The organism is Endozoicomonas sp. PH6C, assembly GCF_059322965.1.
Window position 1 is genome coordinate 3,404,635 of sequence record NZ_CP185342.1, and the last position, 16,997, is coordinate 3,421,631.

The 16,997-nt window shown below is 49.1% G+C and carries 11 protein-coding genes; 7 read left to right on the plus strand and 4 right to left on the minus strand.

Going from position 1 to position 16,997, the window contains the following annotated elements; all coding sequences use genetic code 11:
- Nucleotides 1-9: 9 nt before the first annotated feature.
- The 3 genes from pheA to gyrA all read right to left on the minus strand — a co-directional run bounded on the left by pheA (nucleotide 10) and on the right by gyrA (nucleotide 5,078).
- Nucleotides 10-1,095, minus strand: coding sequence for a prephenate dehydratase (gene pheA, locus ACOMG9_RS12755; RefSeq protein ID WP_422133903.1), 1,086 nt, complete (start codon nucleotides 1,093-1,095; stop codon nucleotides 10-12).
- Nucleotides 1,096-1,194: 99 nt separating this feature from the next.
- Nucleotides 1,195-2,313: a 3-phosphoserine/phosphohydroxythreonine transaminase gene (gene serC, locus ACOMG9_RS12760; RefSeq protein ID WP_448217179.1), complete on the minus strand. Its 1,119-nt coding sequence runs from the start codon at nucleotides 2,311-2,313 to the stop codon at nucleotides 1,195-1,197.
- A gap of 143 nt (nucleotides 2,314-2,456) precedes the next feature.
- Nucleotides 2,457-5,078 (minus strand): DNA gyrase subunit A, encoded by a 2,622-nt coding sequence (gene gyrA, locus ACOMG9_RS12765; RefSeq protein WP_448217180.1) that lies wholly within the window; start codon nucleotides 5,076-5,078, stop codon nucleotides 2,457-2,459.
- A gap of 502 nt (nucleotides 5,079-5,580) precedes the next feature.
- Between gyrA and ubiG the strand changes: the two genes are divergently transcribed.
- The 4 genes from ubiG to ACOMG9_RS12785 all read left to right on the plus strand — a co-directional run bounded on the left by ubiG (nucleotide 5,581) and on the right by ACOMG9_RS12785 (nucleotide 9,597).
- The gene (ubiG, locus tag ACOMG9_RS12770; RefSeq protein WP_448217181.1) at nucleotides 5,581-6,318 is read left to right on the plus strand and encodes a bifunctional 2-polyprenyl-6-hydroxyphenol methylase/3-demethylubiquinol 3-O-methyltransferase UbiG; all 738 of its coding nucleotides are present in this window, start codon (nucleotides 5,581-5,583) and stop codon (nucleotides 6,316-6,318) included.
- Nucleotides 6,319-6,326: 8 nt separating this feature from the next.
- Nucleotides 6,327-7,046 carry an HAD family hydrolase gene (locus ACOMG9_RS12775; RefSeq protein ID WP_448217182.1) on the plus strand — a complete coding sequence of 240 codons (720 nt, stop codon included), beginning with the start codon at nucleotides 6,327-6,329 and terminating at the stop codon, nucleotides 7,044-7,046.
- Nucleotides 7,039-7,812 carry a YciK family oxidoreductase gene (locus tag ACOMG9_RS12780; RefSeq protein ID WP_422138070.1) on the plus strand — a complete coding sequence of 258 codons (774 nt, stop codon included), beginning with the start codon at nucleotides 7,039-7,041 and terminating at the stop codon, nucleotides 7,810-7,812. Before ACOMG9_RS12775 ends, ACOMG9_RS12780 begins: the two co-directional genes overlap by 8 nt.
- A gap of 144 nt (nucleotides 7,813-7,956) precedes the next feature.
- Nucleotides 7,957-9,597: an HAD family acid phosphatase gene (locus ACOMG9_RS12785; RefSeq protein ID WP_448217183.1), complete on the plus strand. Its 1,641-nt coding sequence runs from the start codon at nucleotides 7,957-7,959 to the stop codon at nucleotides 9,595-9,597.
- Here the strand turns inward: ACOMG9_RS12785 and ACOMG9_RS12790 are convergent.
- Nucleotides 9,569-9,973, minus strand: coding sequence for a PPC domain-containing DNA-binding protein (locus tag ACOMG9_RS12790; RefSeq protein ID WP_422138072.1), 405 nt, complete (start codon nucleotides 9,971-9,973; stop codon nucleotides 9,569-9,571). The genes ACOMG9_RS12785 and ACOMG9_RS12790 overlap by 29 nt on opposite strands.
- 449 nt (nucleotides 9,974-10,422) lie before the next feature.
- Between ACOMG9_RS12790 and ACOMG9_RS12795 the strand changes: the two genes are divergently transcribed.
- The 3 genes from ACOMG9_RS12795 to mukB are packed head-to-tail and all read left to right on the plus strand — an operon-like array spanning nucleotide 10,423 to nucleotide 16,917.
- Nucleotides 10,423-11,775 (plus strand): hypothetical protein, encoded by a 1,353-nt coding sequence (locus ACOMG9_RS12795; protein ID WP_448217184.1) that lies wholly within the window; start codon nucleotides 10,423-10,425, stop codon nucleotides 11,773-11,775.
- Entirely contained in the window at nucleotides 11,765-12,517 is a 753-nt protein-coding gene (locus ACOMG9_RS12800) for a chromosome partition protein MukE (RefSeq protein WP_448217185.1), read from the plus strand. The genes ACOMG9_RS12795 and ACOMG9_RS12800 overlap by 11 nt, the downstream gene beginning before the upstream one ends.
- Nucleotides 12,514-16,917 carry a chromosome partition protein MukB gene (gene mukB / locus ACOMG9_RS12805; protein WP_494530329.1) on the plus strand — a complete coding sequence of 1,468 codons (4,404 nt, stop codon included), beginning with the start codon at nucleotides 12,514-12,516 and terminating at the stop codon, nucleotides 16,915-16,917. The genes ACOMG9_RS12800 and mukB overlap by 4 nt, the downstream gene beginning before the upstream one ends.
- Nucleotides 16,918-16,997 lie beyond the last annotated feature (80 nt).

Here is a 16,997-nt window from a genome sequence, read left to right on the forward strand (position 1 = left end):
GCTGTTTTGTTAAAGAACACCCTTCGGATAAGAGCCCAGAACACGGAGGTCATTCACTCTGTCAGCCAACTTTCCCAACACTTTCTGGATAACCGGATCGTCTTGATGACCTTCAAAATCAATGAAAAAGACATAGTTCCAGATGCCGGTACGGGATGGACGGGTTTCCACTCGGGTGAGATCCACATCATGAACATCGAACGCTTCAAGAATCGAATGCAGAGCACCGGACTGGTTTCTCATGCTGACGACAATTGAGGTTTTGTCTTCACCGCTGACGGGCACATCCTGATGACCAATAATCAGGAAGCGAGTGGAATTGTCGGGTTGATCCTCGATTTTCTCAGAGATTTTTTCCAGACCATAAATGTCAGCAGCCATATCACCAGCAATGGCCGCAGAGTTCCATTCACCCCTGATACGCTTGGCCGCCTCCGCATTGGAGCTGACCGCTACTCTTTCGGCCATTGGCCAATGAGCATCCAGCCATTTACGACACTGTGCCAGTGACTGGGCGTGGGAGTAAATACGGGTAATATTGTCACGACGAGTGTTTTCAGAAACCAGCAGGTGCTGATGAATTCTCAATACAACTTCACCACAGATTTTCAGAGATGAATCCATGAAGCTGTCCAGAGTATGACTGACCACGCCTTCCGTTGAATTCTCAACAGGCACAACACCGTAGCTTACAGCTCCAGCCGTCACCTCCCTGAATACCTCATCAATTGCTGCCATAGGGACAGAAATCGCTGAATGGCCAAAGTGCTTCAAGGCCGCCTGTTGGGTAAAGGTGCCTTCCGGACCAAGAAATGCCACTCGGACGGGCTCCTCAAGGGCCAGACAGGCTGACATAATCTCCCTGAACAATCGAGCCATTTCTTCATCGTCCAGTGGACCATTGTTCCGTTCCATCACCCGACGCAAAACCTGGGCTTCACGCTCCGGGCGATAAAATACTGCCGCAGCATCTTCAGTCTGCTTGACCCTGGCCACTTCCTGAGCGCAGCGCGCACGCTCACTGATCAGCTTCAGAATATCCTGGTCAAGTTTGTCAATTTTTGTCCGCAACCCCTTCAACTTGTCATCTGTCATAATGTTCTCTGCGTTTAACTGTAATGACCAGAGCCGTGCAATCAGCGGCTGGCAATCCTGCGAGCTTTGTGATTGAGATTGCAACGGATCAAGAATTTGTTATCCAAATTTTCTTTCGAATTCACGCATAAAAGCAATCAACGCATCGACATGCTCTTCCGGTACTGCATTATAAATACTGGCCCGCATACCGCCTACTGCCTTGTGACCCTTAAGGTAAAGAAAGCCATTCTTTTCAGACTCTGCCAAAAAGACTTTGTCCAACTCAGGGTCAGTCAGCGTAAAGGGTACATTCATTCTTGAACGCCATCGAGGGTCCACCTTGTTGTGATAAAAACCGGACTCATCAATCACCTGGTAAAGCTTGCCGGATTTGCGGGCATTGACCTGGTCGATCACCTCCAGCCCCCCCTGCTCCTTCAGCCACTCAAACACCAGACCGGCCAGATACCAGGCAAAGGTTGGCGGGGTGTTGTACATGGAATCCTTGTCCGCCTGCACTCGATAATCAAAAACAGCAGGACAACTGGAATGTCCTCGACCCAGGAGATCGTCACGCACGATGACCACTGTTAATCCTGCCGGACCAATATTTTTCTGGGCACCGGCATAGATAACCCCAAAACGGCCGACATCAACAGGCCCGGACAGGATATTGGATGACATATCTGCTACCAGCGGGACATCCCCTGAATCCGGTATAAACGGAAATTCAAGACCACCAATAGTTTCGTTTGGCGTGTAATGGACATAAGCCGCATCTGAACTGAAGCGCCATTCACTTTCTTCCGGCATGGTATGGAATGAAGCTCCCTTACCGTCAGCAATAACATTGACATTCAAATAACGCTGGGCTTCCTTGATAGCTGATTGAGCCCAGTGCCCACTATTGACATAGTCGGCGCTATTTTTCTCACCTCTCAGATTCAGCGGGACGGCAGCAAACTGCCCACGGGCACCCCCCTGTAAAAACAGAACCTTGTAGTTTTCAGGAATCTTCAAAAGCTCACGCAGATTTTGCTCCGCCTGCTCTGCGACTTTGAGAAAGGATTTCCCTCTGTGACTGACTTCCATAATGGAAGCCCCTTCACGGTTGTAGTCCAGCAGCTCATCACGAGCACGCTCAAGCACCGACTTTGGCAAAGGCGCCGGACCCGCCGAAAAGTTATAGGTTTGCCCTTTCGGGTCAGCCAGTGTTTTTGCCAATAGATTGTTCATACCATCCTCCCGTACAGCCAGACTCGTCGATTCAGAAATGCGTAACTGCCGCCCTTGAAATTGCTCTTGCATCTCAGGGATAAATTACATCCCGGCAAGTAAAACGCCAGCATGATGCTGGCGTTAAGTTATGGCATACAGAATCAGCCTTCCTTCCCTTCATCAGGCACGATCTGAGGCATTTCTTCCCCAGCTTCTGAGGTTTCAACGCCCTCAGCCACATTTTCAGGCTCTTCGGGCTCCTCAACTCTGGCAACACCGACCAGCTTCTCGCCTTCCTGAACCTTGATCAAGGTAACACCCTGGGTATTACGACTCATGACAGATATTTCATCGACACGGGTTCTCACCAGGGTCCCCTGATCAGAGATCAACATGATCTCTTCTCCATCCTGCACCTGAATAGCACCAACCAGCTCACCGTTCCGATCGGTACATTGCATGGAAATAACCCCTTGACCACCACGCCCGGTGATTCTGAAATCTTCTACCGCCGTACGTTTACCGAAACCATTCTGACTGACGGTCAGAATCTGGGTGTCGTTTTCGGGGATAATCAGAGAGATAACTCTTTGTGCATCCTGTAACTTGACACCACGCACACCTCTGGCAGTTCTGCCCATGGCGCGCACGTCAGTCTCTTCGAAGCGGATCGCTTTTCCGGCGTTGGAAAGCAGCATAACCTGTTTCTCACCGGTAGTAATTTCAGCACCCACAAGAGTATCGCCTTCATCAAGACCCAAGGCAATCAGACCACTGGTTCTTGGACGGGAAAACTGCTCCAGAGGCGTCTTCTTAACCGTTCCCGCAGCCGTTGCCATAAAGACAAAGTGACCTTCGGTATACTCTTCTACAGGCAGCATCGCCGTAATCCGCTCATCCTCTTCCAGAGGCAGGATATTCACAATTGGGCGGCCACGTGAAGTACGGCCAGCTTCCGGAATCTGATAGACCTTCAACCAATAGACCTTACCCCTGCTGGAGAAACAAAGAATCTGGGTATGGGTATTGGCCACCAACATATGTTCAACATAATCTTCGTCTTTTACCGAAGCGGCAGACTTACCCCGACCACCACGGCGCTGTGCCTGGTAGGTGTCGAGCGATGTGGTTTTTGCATAACCACCATGAGACAGGGTGACGACCATGTCTTCTTCAGAAATCAGATCTTCAACGGTCAGATCCCGGCGTGAACTGGTGATTTCAGTGCGACGCTCATCGCCATACTCTTCAACCACTTTTTCCATCTCTTCGCGGATGACTTCCATCAAACGCTCAGAGCTGGAAAGAATGAGTAGTAACTCGGCAATTTTTTCCAGCAGCTCGCGGTATTCACTGAGCAGTTTTTCATGCTCCAGGCCAGTCAGTCTGTGCAGACGCATTTCCATAATTGCCTGAGCCTGAGCCGGGGACAAATAGTAGAGACCATCCTCTCTCATGCCAAACTCTGCAGGTAATTCTTCAGGTCGACAGGCATCGGCTCCGGCACGCTCTGCCATTTCCAGCACGTGACCGGGCTGCCACCCTTGAGCCACCAGTTTCTCTTTAGCTTCTGCAGGCGTTGGAGAGTCCTTGATCAAGGCAATTACCGGATCAATATTGGAAAGCGCTACGGCCAGACCTTCGAGCAAATGACCCCGCTCACGCGCTTTTCGCAGCTCATAAACGGTTCTGCGGGTCACCACTTCACGACGGTGGCGAATGAAGGCTTCCAGCATCTCCTTGAGATTCAGGAGTTTTGGCTGACCATCCACCAGCGCAACATTGTTGATACCAAATACGCTTTCAAGCTGGGTTTGGGCATAGAGGTTGTTGAGTACTACGTCAGCCACCTCGCCACGACGCAGCTCAATCACGACCCGCATACCGTCTTTATCAGACTCGTCGCGCAGCTCGGAAATGCCCTCAATTTTCTTGTCTTTAACCAGCTCGGCGATCTTTTCAATCAGCCGGGCCTTATTCAGCTGATAAGGAAGCTCGGTAACAATGATGGTACTTTTGTTTCTCTTCTCATCGTGCTCAATATCCGCTCGGGCACGAATATAGATGCGACCACGCCCGGTTCGATAGGCCTGCAAAATGCCCGCACGACCATTAATAATGCCAGCCGTCGGGAAATCCGGACCCGGAATGTATTCCATCAGGTCATCAACAGACAGACTCTCATCATCAATAAGCGCCAGACAACCTTTGACCACTTCAGTCAGATTATGAGGAGGTATATTGGTTGCCATACCAACGGCAATACCGGCAGCGCCATTCACCAGGAGATTGGGAATGCGGGTAGGCATAACAGCAGGGATCTGTTCCGTGCCATCATAGTTAGGCACGTAATCGACCGTTTCCTTATCCAGGTCAGCCATGATGTCATGACTGATCTTCTGCATCCGGATCTCGGTATAACGCATGGCCGCTGCAGAGTCACCATCCACGGAACCGAAGTTACCCTGCCCGTCTACCAGCATATATCGCAGAGAGAATGGCTGCGCCATACGAACAATGGTGTCATATACTGCAGAGTCACCGTGGGGATGATATTTACCGATCACATCACCCACCACACGAGCTGATTTTTTGTAGGGCTTATTCCAATCATTGCCCAGCTCGTTCATTGCGAAGAGAACTCGCCGATGGACCGGCTTGAGTCCGTCACGTACATCGGGCAGTGCCCGCCCGACGATGACACTCATGGCATAGTCCAGATAGGACTGCTTGAGTTCGTCTTCGATGTTTACCGGAAGAATCTCTTTGGCGATATCAGTCATGTAAACCCAGTCGTCCTTTAGCTTGCGCCCAACGGATACCAGTCAGCACCCTTTCTCAACCCGGAAGGCCGGAAACCCGAACAATTCAATCAACACGCAGCCATGTGGAAGCAATCATTCAGTTCCTGTCTGAATAGAAAGGAGCGTTGAAATGAATTTAACGATAAAAAGGGCATGGCTACTTTTTTCATATTAAGTAGGAAATAATACCACAGCTGCCAGCCCTACTGCGAGCAAGTCTATGCGTTGACAACAATATTTGTGAATAAAAAATGACACAGAAGTACGACATAGTAACTCTTTTGTATCCGGATAACAGGAATACTTAACTCTGATAACTCTGTCTGTATAATGCAGACAAGAATACAAACTGCGCTGTTACTTTCGGAAATCAACCGACTCTCGAAATTGGTTTTTTGCGTTATTCTTCGCATAAAGCGGTTTTCAGAGAGACCCGCTTCCCGGCGCACATTCAACACAACCGCATGAGAATCTGGACACTATGACTGCAAACCAGGACGAACCACGCCCAGTGCAAAACGTCGATCCAGCCGAAATTGCTAAATTTGAAGAGTTGGCCAGCCGTTGGTGGGACATGGAGGGTGAATTCAAGCCACTGCACGAAATCAATCCGCTGCGCCTCAACTACATCGACGAGCGAGTGGGTCTGGCCGGAAAAAAAGTACTGGACGTTGGCTGTGGTGGCGGCATTCTCAGCGAATCCATGGCACTTCGCGGCGCAGAGGTGACTGGCATCGACATGGGCGACGCGCCACTTTCTGTAGCTCGCCTGCACAGCATGGAAAGTGAAGTCGAAGTCAATTATCGTAAAATTCCGGTGGAAGAGCTGGCAGAAGAGATGCCCGGCACCTTTGATGTTGTCACCTGCCTTGAAATGCTGGAACACGTTCCCGAACCTGCATCCGTTATTCGCGCCTGTGAAAAGCTGCTCAAACCCGGCGGAAAGATCTTCTTTGCTACGATAAACCGCAACACCAAATCCTGGCTATTTGCCATTGTCGGAGCCGAGTATGTTCTAAAAATGCTACCCAGGGGTACACATGAGCACAGTAAATTCATTAAACCCCATGAACTCTGTAGCTGGATGCGCCAGACCGATCTGGAAGTACACGACATGACAGGCATGGTTTTCAACCCGTTTACTGGCGTTTATTCCCTCAAGAAGTCAGACACTGACGTTAATTACCTGATCTACGGCAGCAAACCAGAGCTCCAATGAGAATCCCGATGAGCCAAACGAACGCCATTGAAGGTATTTTTTTTGATCTGGACGGCACATTGCTGGACACCTCGGAAGACTTTATTTTCACCGTTAACAAAATGCTGGCAGACGACAATATGCCAGCGATTGATAGTGAACTGATTCGAAGCCATGTTTCGGAAGGCTCAAGAAAGCTTGTTCAACTTGCCTATGGTATAGAGCCACCTGATCCGAAGCTCGAAAGCCTGAGAACCAGGCTTCTTGAAGAATACAATGAATATATCAACAATGATCGCAGGGAAAAGGCTGCAAAACTGTACGACGGAATGCCAATGCTGCTGGATACTCTGGATGACAAAGCCATTCCCTGGGGAGTCGTCACCAATAAACCTTCAGCTTATGCAAAAATCTTATTGGATCAGGCTGGCTTGAGCCAGCGTTCAAAAACATTGATCTGTCCAGACCATGTCAAACAGACCAAGCCCAACCCGGAAGCTTTGCTGGTAGCTTGCCAGCAAACAGACGCCAACCCGGCAAAGTGCATTTATATAGGTGATCATTTACGTGATATCGAGGCTGGCAGAAATGCAGGAATGGTGACTATTGCGGCACTCTATGGTTTTATCAGCCCCATAGATACACCGGATCAGTGGCACGCTGATTACAAGGTTTCGTCCGCAGAAGAGATTCTTCCGCTGCTGGAAAAGTATAAGTGGCAGCTGCCACGGAGAGCAACGCATGTTTGAATATACCGCACCCGACAACCTCCTCCGGGACAAAATTATCCTGGTCACCGGTGCTGGCAGTGGTATTGGCCGTACGGCAGCCCTGACCTTTGCACGCCACGGCGCAACCGTCATTCTGCTGGGCAGAACCATCAGCAAGCTTGAACAGGTCTATGACGAGATTGAAAAAAATGGCTGGCCCCAGGCAGCTATTTACCCCATGAACCTCGCCGGAGCCTCTGAACAGGACTATGCCAACCTGGCGGAAACTCTGGACAAAGAATTTGGCAGACTGGACGGGCTTCTGCACAATGCAGGTCTGTTGGGCGAACTCAAGACCATTGCACAGTTCGATCTGGACAAATGGAATGAGGTCATGCACGTTAATGTGACCGCCCCCTTTCTGCTCTCCAGAGAACTAATCCCCCTGCTCCGCAAGGCTGAATCGGGTTCTATTGCCTTCACTTCATCCAGCGTTGGCCATAAAGGGCGCGCTCACTGGGGAGCCTATAGCATTTCGAAATTTGCTACCGAAGGGCTTATGCAGGTCATGGCCGACGAAGAGGACGGCCTCAGTCAGGTAAGAGTCAACACGATTAATCCCGGAGGCACCCGCACAGCCATGAGAGCTTCTGCTTACCCCGGAGAGGACCCGATGAGTCGTCCGACGCCTGAAGATATTATGCCAGTCTATCTGTATCTGATGGGAGACGACAGTCACTCAGTCAGCGGCAAAGCCTTTCATGCCCAGCTTCCGGGTGATCCAGAGAACATTGCAACACTCTGACATCGCCGTGTGACCCACTTAAACGGTGGGTCATTATTTACCTTGTCGGCAAACAACCCGTTACAAAAAAACACGCCTTCCCTGAAACCTCGACTAGATTTTATCCTCGAAGCCCGCCGATAAATCGATCAGACAGAGGAATACATGGCCATAGCTCAAACTTCAATCCTGCTCATAATGGCAGCATACACATCTGCATTGTCAGCACGTCCTGATGATTATTCCCAGAGAGAATTGAATGAAGAAAAAGTCGTTGCGTCCAACTGGCAACAACACTCACCGGAATATGAAGCACTGGTGTACCAGTCTTTTAACATGGCCAGAGACAACCTCAGCAACGCACTGAATCAACTACCGAAAGGCAAGCGTGCAGCGATAGTGACTGATATTGATGACACTTTGATCGAGGGCACCACCTATTTCTCAAGTATGGTGGGGACCGACGGTGCAAGAAACGTCGATGCTACTTTAGCCTGGTGGAAAGATCAGAAGATGGAAGCCTTGCCCGGTGCCTTAGACTTTCTGAATGAGGTTGATAACCAGGGGATAGACATCTTCTATGTCAGCGCTCGTTTTAATGAAGCCAAGGAACTTTCCCTGGCCAAACTAAAACGCTTGGGATTCCCGATCAAAGGAGCTGATTATCTACTCTTTCAGCAAACAGACAATAGAACATTAAGTAAAGAGAACCAACGTCAGAAAATCAGAGACAAGGGCTATCACGTCCTGATGCTTCTGGGTGACCAGCTGGATGATCTGGCAGAAGTGGAAGGCCATCACTTCAACAGGAGACAACAGTGGGTTCAGCAAAACCGAAGCAGATTCGGCAAAGATTGGATCTTCTTTCCCAACCTTGTCTATGGAAGCTGGGAGCATGCTGTGGTGAAGGTGAACTTCAACCAGCTGTCTCCTGATGAGAAGCACGATGCCAAATTGAATGCGCTGAACTATTCTCACTTCGCGCAGATACAGGACCCAACATTTGCAGTGCACAACATTAATGCAATGCTGTGGATGAACTCATCAGCGGATTATCATGCCCTGACGCATCAGGCTTACAATCAATCCACAAGAATATTGGCAAAAATGAATCAGAAAACCATGGAGAACCCTGCTATTGTCGTGAACATCAACGGTACCATATTACAATACACCCCCCAAAATCCTGACCTGAACCTACCTGCACCAGGATCAGAACAGAATCTGTTTAACTGGCACCTTGAACAACAAAAAAATGCAAAGCCAACCCCCGGAGCTCCCGAGTTTCTTGCTGGCGCAAAGGAAAAAGGATTTGATATCTTTTATGTCTCCGAAACACCAGTGTCGTCTGGTCGGCAGGGCAACAAGAAAGACATAGAAACGCTTACGGTCAGGAAATTAAGGGAGCTTGGCTACCCCGATGCAGACGAAACCCACGTTTTATTAAAAGGTGAACACTGCACTGAGGTCGAGCTGAAGAACTGCACAAAAACTTCTCAGCGACATGCGATCACCAGCGGACAGGTTGATAGAAAAAAACATCAGATCGCACTTTATATTGGTGACACACTCTCTGACTTTGGCCTTGAAGAAAATGGCTTTGACCCGGACCTGAAAGCATCCGTGGCAGCCAATAAAGACAGGTTTGGCCGTCAGTATATGATCATTCCCAACCCATTAAATACACGTCGACTTGTTACCATCTACAGCGATTATGCCAGTAAGCACATTGGTGATTTATCGAGTGAAGAGCAGGCCAACATCAGACGAAAATTGATCAGGAACTGGCCTGCGAAGCCTTTTTGACCACCAGCTCCAGATAACCTGTTTCATCGTCTGCTTCCCGGGTGAAACAGGTATCGTCAAGAATACCCACAACTATTTCTGCTGTGGTTTCAATAATCGACCCCGGTTTTAAGTGACCACCAAAAACACGCCCTTCCTTGTCCGCCACACAGATATGCAAATGGAGCCCTGATGGACAACAGGTGCCAGAAAGAGAAAGAATTTCGAAGGGGCCCTGAAGTATCTTCTCCTGCTCTGCTCCGGCCAATCTGAGCGACAACACTTTCAGACTTCCCACGCAGGATAACAGAAAGGCTGCAGGCCATTCCTTGGCAAGGGTCAGGAGTTCGAAATAGAGATCATCGCCAGGAAGCAAACGTTGACTATGCGTTTTCATAACACCCAGATCTGTTTTACCTTAGGAAAGAGCTTAACAAACGCAGAAAAGAAAACAAACTCGCAGAAAAGAACAGGTTACTGACAGAGAGCAAGGGCAGCCCTGAAAAGCCGGGCCACCCTCTTAAAAAGCTCTGCTACCAACCAGATAACCTGTCGTGACAAAGCGCCGTAAAACCCGGGGCTTACTTTAAGTACCTAACCAGTTACTTAGTCAAATTGTTCAGCATTCCCTATTGTCAGTTGCCCGTATTTCAGTGCCCGTTTTCCTGACTAACTACCTCTGTTTGCACAGTATTATTCACTGCATTACTTACCGCTTATCAATTCTACTTTACGAGACTCGTTTGGTTTTCCATAATCGTGCCTTGACTCTATCAATGCCATCTCAATCACAGATTCAGCGTGGCATAACATTTATTTTCACATTCAGCAGCCAGGGAGTGCGGATTGACGGCATCTCGTGATATTCCTTCACTGATCAGCAACATTTTAACCAGCGGTCAAAAACTTAACCTGCAACCCGCAGAGCTTGCATTTCTTGCTACCCTGAGATACTGGAGAGATCAGGAATCTCAGCCAGAGTTCAGCGAAGCGGAGCTTCATATCGTCTATGAACAGGTTGATAAACACCGTATAGACAGTGATTCCGTCACATCTGAACGACGCTGCAATGAAACTATTCGTCGCATGATGGATCAAAACCTGCTGATCTGTCTGGAGGGTATCGGTGAAAAACAGCACGCTTACCTGCTTCCTCCCGTTTCAGAACAAATCGTTGAATCCATCTGCACAGGCTTTGACGCCTCCCATACCGCATTGAGCACACTGTTTATGACAGTCGCCAGCCACCTGCGGGAGATCAGGGATGCTGCTATCAATGATGGTAACGATCAGTACTGGCGTCTTCAAATCGAAGCACCGTTGGATGTCACTGTACAGCAACTCGTCACCGCGATTGATCATAGACAGAGACAACTGGACCAGGAAGCCATAGAAACACGGTCTGACGTCGTCGCCTTGCTGAAGCAAGACTGGCAAAATGCCATGACACAGTGTGAACACCTTCTGAATGATACCCAGGACCGATTACAGGATCTTCAACAACTGTTGCTGGCCTCCTGTCATGACCTGAGACAACTTCTGGAAGCCATTTCCCAGGCCTGCGAAACAGCGAATAGACATCTTGCAGCCCACTCGGTGTTCAGACTCGAGCAACACCTTGATCGCATTGAGCACTGGAGCGGAGAAAGACTGGCGCACTGGGAAAGTTTCCATCAACGCGCCCATCAATATATCCGCCAGTTTATCAACATGGATGAACGCAAAGCCCTGATGGAAAGAACGCTGGACGCCATTCAACAGTATGATCAGAACCCCTGGTATCTCAATCTTTGCAGCGACGCTCCTTTACTTCGACTGAGAGAAATTGATGCGCCCCAGCCTGAAACCACTCAGTCCCGGGTCATCATGGATGAAGAGAGCATGACCGACATGGACGATCTTGAAAGCCGTAAAACAGCGATCGCTCAATGGCTAAAAACACGGGTTTCTGACAAAGGCTATCTTCCCTCCTATGAGGAAGCCTTAAGCGAACTTGCCAACACCCTACCCATGACCGATTTTTTGCAATCTGCGGGCTGGCTGTTCGAAGCCATGACCAGACTGGGCCATTTCCGTAATGCTCAGGATATTCCTGAAAGTTTCTGGCACCAAATCATGCCCAACCTCGAAGCCGAACACCTGCAATTAGAGCTAACAAAACCCATCACATCAGAGAGAGAATCTTCGCTTGAATGCTAACAGCCCCTACCAGACTCTGGCCGATGTCATAAACGACGATCTCTTTCCCGAGCTGGACAGCCGACTGCGCCGGGGTGAGCATATTGATGCCAGACATACCCATCTCTATAGCATGTTACAGGCAGGCAAAACCTGGCTTGACGGGCATTACCAGCGTTATGGTATAGATCTGATTTGTGCTCAGGAAGACTATTATTACCTGCAGCCAAAACTGGGCAACAAAAATCTGATTCGCTCTAAAAAGCTCGACGAACTCAGCATGGTTCTGGGCCAGCTTTTGGCCTTGTATCACCTTGACCCGGAACAGCTCGAAGGCGGCGGCTGGATTCACGCGGATTCTTTGTTTGAACGTTTACGGATGCTTGTAGACGACAAGCGGCTGGCACGATTGCTGGACAGAAAGAAAATCGATACCCAGCTGGATCGTGAAAAAGCTATGGAAACCCTCAAGAGGTCACTGCGGCAACTGGCGAAGCTCGGCATGATCCGCATGGATGGCATAAAAGCAGACAGAGTTCAGACCCAATCCCCCCTGATGCGCTTTATTGAACCTGTAAGAAGCAGCCAAATGACCCGGGAAAGTCTGGAAAAGCTGGTGCAATCCGGTTCTATTTCTCTGGAGGCAGACGAAGAAGTGGCAGACGAATCAGTAACGGATGAAACACTAAACAGCGACGAACCAGCAGCAGAAAACAAAGGTTCCGTTGAAGGCAATGAAGAGATTAAGGAAGTCGAAGCATGAGTCAGACACGTACGCAGATTAACAGTCTGACGCTGGTCAACTTTCGAGGGATATTCTTTAAAACTCTCTCATTGCACCAGTGGATGAGCAACCTGATTGGTCATAATGGGGCCGGCAAAACGACCATTATGGGCGCACTGCTGGTTAACCGGGTACCAGACAATCGTCTGGTAAGATTAAGAAACAACTCCGACAGCGGTCAGGATCGCAGCGACAACGGTATCTGGGGACGCATTGACAAAGGCACCTGTTATTCTCTGGTGGATTACACCCTGTACAACGGTGAACGTGTCATCGCCGGCGTCCAGCTAAAGCGCCTTGGCAAGCCCAGAGTCGAGCTGAAAATGTTTGCCATTTCGGGCATAGACCAAGACATTTCAGTAAAAGATCTGATGATGAGTCCTGCGGGTGAGAATCGTTACGATGCCCTGGAAGGAAACGCCCTTTCAAATCAGATTGCCATTCAGGGCGGAACACTGAAACGTTTCAAATCTCTCGGCCAGTTTATGGACTGGCAATTTCAGTGCCGGATCATTCCCCGCAGAATGGAAAACATCAGAGACCGCCAGCGTTATTATCGAATGTTGGAAACCAGCCTGTATGGTGGCCTTTCTTCTGAAATGCAAAAAGGGCTCCGGGACTACCTGCTGACATCGGAAGAAAATGTTAAAAAGTCGGTCGGTTCCATGCAGAATGCTTTGCAGGAAACTCGCAAAACACGGGACAGTATTCACCATACCCGTGAAAAACGGGAGCTGATTAAAGAGTTACTGGATTCAAGCTACAAACTGGGCGAAAACGTCATAGCATTGGCACAGAGACTTCAGGTCCAACTTGAGCAGTCGCTGATTGATTGCCAGAATCAGACTGAGCGCACTGAGTCAGATATCACAGCTCAACGACAGCAAATCAGCGCAATTGAGCTTGAAATAGAGCAACTGGAAAGTACCAGGGAACAGCTCCAGACCCATGAAACCATGGCCCGTACTCAAAAGGAACAGGCCGAAACACTGGACCGAATCCACACGGAGTCCAGACTGCTGAAACAAGAAAATGACAATATTCATGAACGCCTGCAACAACAGAACGAACAACTTGAATTACTGGAAGCTCAAAAACAGCAACAAAACCAGCAACTGGAACAAATAGAAGAGGACGTTCGATCACTCGTTAAACAGCTGGCTGACGCTGAAGATGCTTATTCTGAAGAAGCCCGTAAAGCCGGACTCTATAATCAGGCTTTAGCCAGCCTTGAAGAGTGTCGCAGCCATCTGTCGGATGCGACCCTGAGTGAAAAAAACCTCAGTCAGATTCTTCAGCAGACGATTGCGCAGCGCAGCGAACTCTCAGCAGAGTATCATGTTAAACGGCCCCTGCTGGAGCAGATGGAAAATATCAGACATCACTTTGATCAGTGTCTACCGATCCTGTCTCTCCTTGAAAACAGTGAAGTGTCTACCGCCAATGTCGGCCAGTTATCAGACAAGTGGATTCAGGTAAAGCGCTCAAAAGAGCATGATACACGTCAAATAAAGGTTATAAAGGACAGGCTGGAATTAACACAACGCAAACTGGCAGAACAACAACGACTTAAAGAAGGCATCGCCAGACTGCCCTCCCCCTTCAACCATGCCATAACAAACCATGCACAATGGCTGACTCACCTGAAGCAGGGAGAGACGGACAAAGCCCTGATCAGTGAACAACTGAGCACACTTTCCGATGCCATTCAGGACCTGAAAGTGAAGCAGCAGCAGCTGGAACAACAGCGTTTACAAAAGCAAAAAGATCATACCCAATGGCTGGAATATGAAAGTCTCAAACAACAGCTGTTTGAGCTAAACGACGATATTCAATTAGAACAGCCGGAGGAGCTGAGTACTCTTCGCTATACATTGACCGAACAGCAGAATATCTGCCATCGTCAGGACCTTGGGCTTGAGACCGAACTGAGCACCCTGAGACTCAGGTTGAAAGGGCTTGAAATCAGCGATTCAAAAGAGCAGATCCAGCTGCAAAGACTGGCGGAATTGACAAAGGGTCAGCTGGTAAGCCAGTTCTTTGATGAAGATGAGATTTCACTGGCAGAAGCCGCCTGGCTGGAAGCCAAAATGGGTCCCTTACGCAATGCGCTACTGGTAAAGGATGTTGAGAAGGCAGCGGCACTGATCAGACAGGAAACTGATCGCCCTGACGATGTCTGGTTGCTTGAGGGTGATTCGAGCACCAGCTTTTCTGAAGACCTCTTCATTGAATCACCGTTACATCAGGATGAAGACGGCAGTGTACTGGTGAATCTTTCAAAGAACATTTCCCGTCTCAGCAAGGAACCTGAATTTCCTACTCTCGGTAAACTGGCCCGCGAGAAAGAGAGAGCAAGACTCATTGAACGGGAAGAAAACATTCTCGATGAGAGACAAACGCTGGCCGTCAACCGCAGGAAACTTGAAAAACAGTTTACTCTGCTCGACAGGATGGCACCTTTATCGCAGTGGATTGGCCAGGAGGAGCCTGACCTCCAGTCACTGGCCGTAAGCATTGAAGACTGTCAAAACCAGCTCACATCGTCTCAGGCCACCCGGACTCAGAAAGATACAGAGTTAAAAACGCTTAACCATGTTGTCTCTTTTCTGGCCTCTCAACAATCCAATGCCACTGTTCTTGATGAAGTCGATCTTGCCATGACAGTGGAGAGTCTGGAGTCCCGGCAGACTCAGTGCCTCGAAGCCGCCGAATGGATCAAAATACATTCTGAAAATATCAGTCAACTGGAAAGCAGTCGTTTATACCTTGATACCCCTCCGGCTGAAGACATTGAAGTCTTCAAGGCCAGTCTTGATAAACTCGGCAACCAGATAGCCGAGTCAGGTAAGACTATTGATCTGCTCCAGCGCACAGAACAGACCCTGCCAAATCTGCGCTTTAAAAATTCAGTCCATCGTCAGAACGAAACCAGCTCATTGAGAGAATCCCTGAAACGGGAATGGGAAGAAAAAGACTCCAGAAAACAGGTCCAACAGAGAGAACTCGAACTCCTTAAGGATCAGCTGCAGGCTCTTAACAGTAATATGTCTGCCGATAAGAGCGTACTGCAACACAACGAAGGTCAGCTCCTGCTCAAAGAAAACGAGATCAAAGGCATCCCACTGGATTGGCATGAAACACTGACAGAGCAGATGAAAGCGCGCTTGGACGAGGTCATCCGGCAACTGAAAGACCTTGAGCCAAAACACAATACCCTGTTCAAGTCAGTCACGGAGCGTCGCTCAGAGCTGAATAAACTACAGGATCATTTAGAAGCCCTGCAGAAAGACATTCAATCTATTACCCCAAGGTGCGAGACAGCAAAGCAACAGTGGGCAGCGATTGAGGAGCGTGCCAGCCAGTCCGGTTTAATGAGTCGGCTGCACTCTCAGCAATTACTCCATGAGAGTAATGAAGCGTTAAAAGAAAATATTTCAACCGCCCGGGCGAGATTGGAACAGGCTCTCAAGCCTGAACCTGAAAATACCCTGCTCAGACGCTTGTCCCAAGCCAGTGCTTCCGACTTGCCCGACCTGTTTGAATGTGTTCTTTATGCCCAGCAACTACTGGCAGAGCGAATGGATAAAACCATTTCCAACTCTGATGACCCCAGACAGGCACTGGAACAACTTGAAGAACATCTGGTTCGACTGGAAGAGCGACTCAAGGACGCAGAAGAGCAGTTCCTTGCTGAATCAGAATACATGGGCCAGAACATTCAACGCAGTATTAACAGACAGCGGAAGCAGATTTTTCAACTTAACTCTGCGTTGTCCAGCGTTCACTTTGGCACCATCCGCTCTATCAAAATCGAAGTGCAGGAGATTGAGAGCTTCAAAAAGGTACTGGATGCCCTGCAAAGCCAGTTCTATGGCGATCTTTTCAAACAGCCTGAAATGACAGTTGAAGATGCCCTTGCGGCAATATTCAAACGGGAAACAGGTGGCACCATTACCGGGGAGAAGCTGCTCGATTATCGCGAGTACATCAAACTTAACATTCTGATTCAACGCGCGGGTAGCAGCCAGTTTGAAGCAGCCAATCCGACCAACCTGTCTACCGGTGAAGCCATAGGCACAGGTTTGGCCGTACTCACCATGGTGCTGCACTCCTGGGAATCCCAGAACCGTGAAGGAAACGGCCATGCAGCCAATCGCCTGCTGTTCCTTGATGAGGCGGCGCGACTGGATGCCCGGGCACTCCAGACTCTGGAAGAACTCTGTGCCAATCAGTCATTGCAATTGCTGGTAGGCGCTCCGGACAACGTTCTTCCAAAGAATGGCGTAACGTACCGCATGGTACGTCTCATGGAACCTTATGAGCACGTTATTTTTTCAGGGGTCAGAAGTAAGCCTGTAGCTTTGGAAAGTGTTTAATGCCTGACCACCCGATGCAGGAAGACGCTCTGATGTCTATCAAGTTATAGCCATCGTGCTTTCTAACTCCCGTGATGAGC

What these genes read in the sequence shown, in the direction of transcription:
- serC (WP_448217179.1), bottom strand. Translation starts at nt 2,313, where the DNA reads ATGAACAATCTATTGGCAAAAACACTGGCTGACCCGAAAGGGCAAACC.
- ACOMG9_RS12785 (WP_448217183.1), top strand. Translation starts at nt 7,957, where the DNA reads ATGGCCATAGCTCAAACTTCAATCCTGCTCATAATGGCAGCATACACA.
- ACOMG9_RS12790 (WP_422138072.1), bottom strand. Translation starts at nt 9,973, where the DNA reads ATGAAAACGCATAGTCAACGTTTGCTTCCTGGCGATGATCTCTATTTC.
- ACOMG9_RS12775 (WP_448217182.1), top strand. Translation starts at nt 6,327, where the DNA reads ATGAGCCAAACGAACGCCATTGAAGGTATTTTTTTTGATCTGGACGGC.
- ubiG (WP_448217181.1), top strand. Translation starts at nt 5,581, where the DNA reads ATGACTGCAAACCAGGACGAACCACGCCCAGTGCAAAACGTCGATCCA.
- gyrA (WP_448217180.1), bottom strand. Translation starts at nt 5,078, where the DNA reads ATGACTGATATCGCCAAAGAGATTCTTCCGGTAAACATCGAAGACGAA.
- pheA (WP_422133903.1), bottom strand. Translation starts at nt 1,095, where the DNA reads ATGACAGATGACAAGTTGAAGGGGTTGCGGACAAAAATTGACAAACTT.
- ACOMG9_RS12780 (WP_422138070.1), top strand. Translation starts at nt 7,039, where the DNA reads ATGTTTGAATATACCGCACCCGACAACCTCCTCCGGGACAAAATTATC.
- mukB (WP_494530329.1), top strand. Translation starts at nt 12,514, where the DNA reads ATGAGTCAGACACGTACGCAGATTAACAGTCTGACGCTGGTCAACTTT.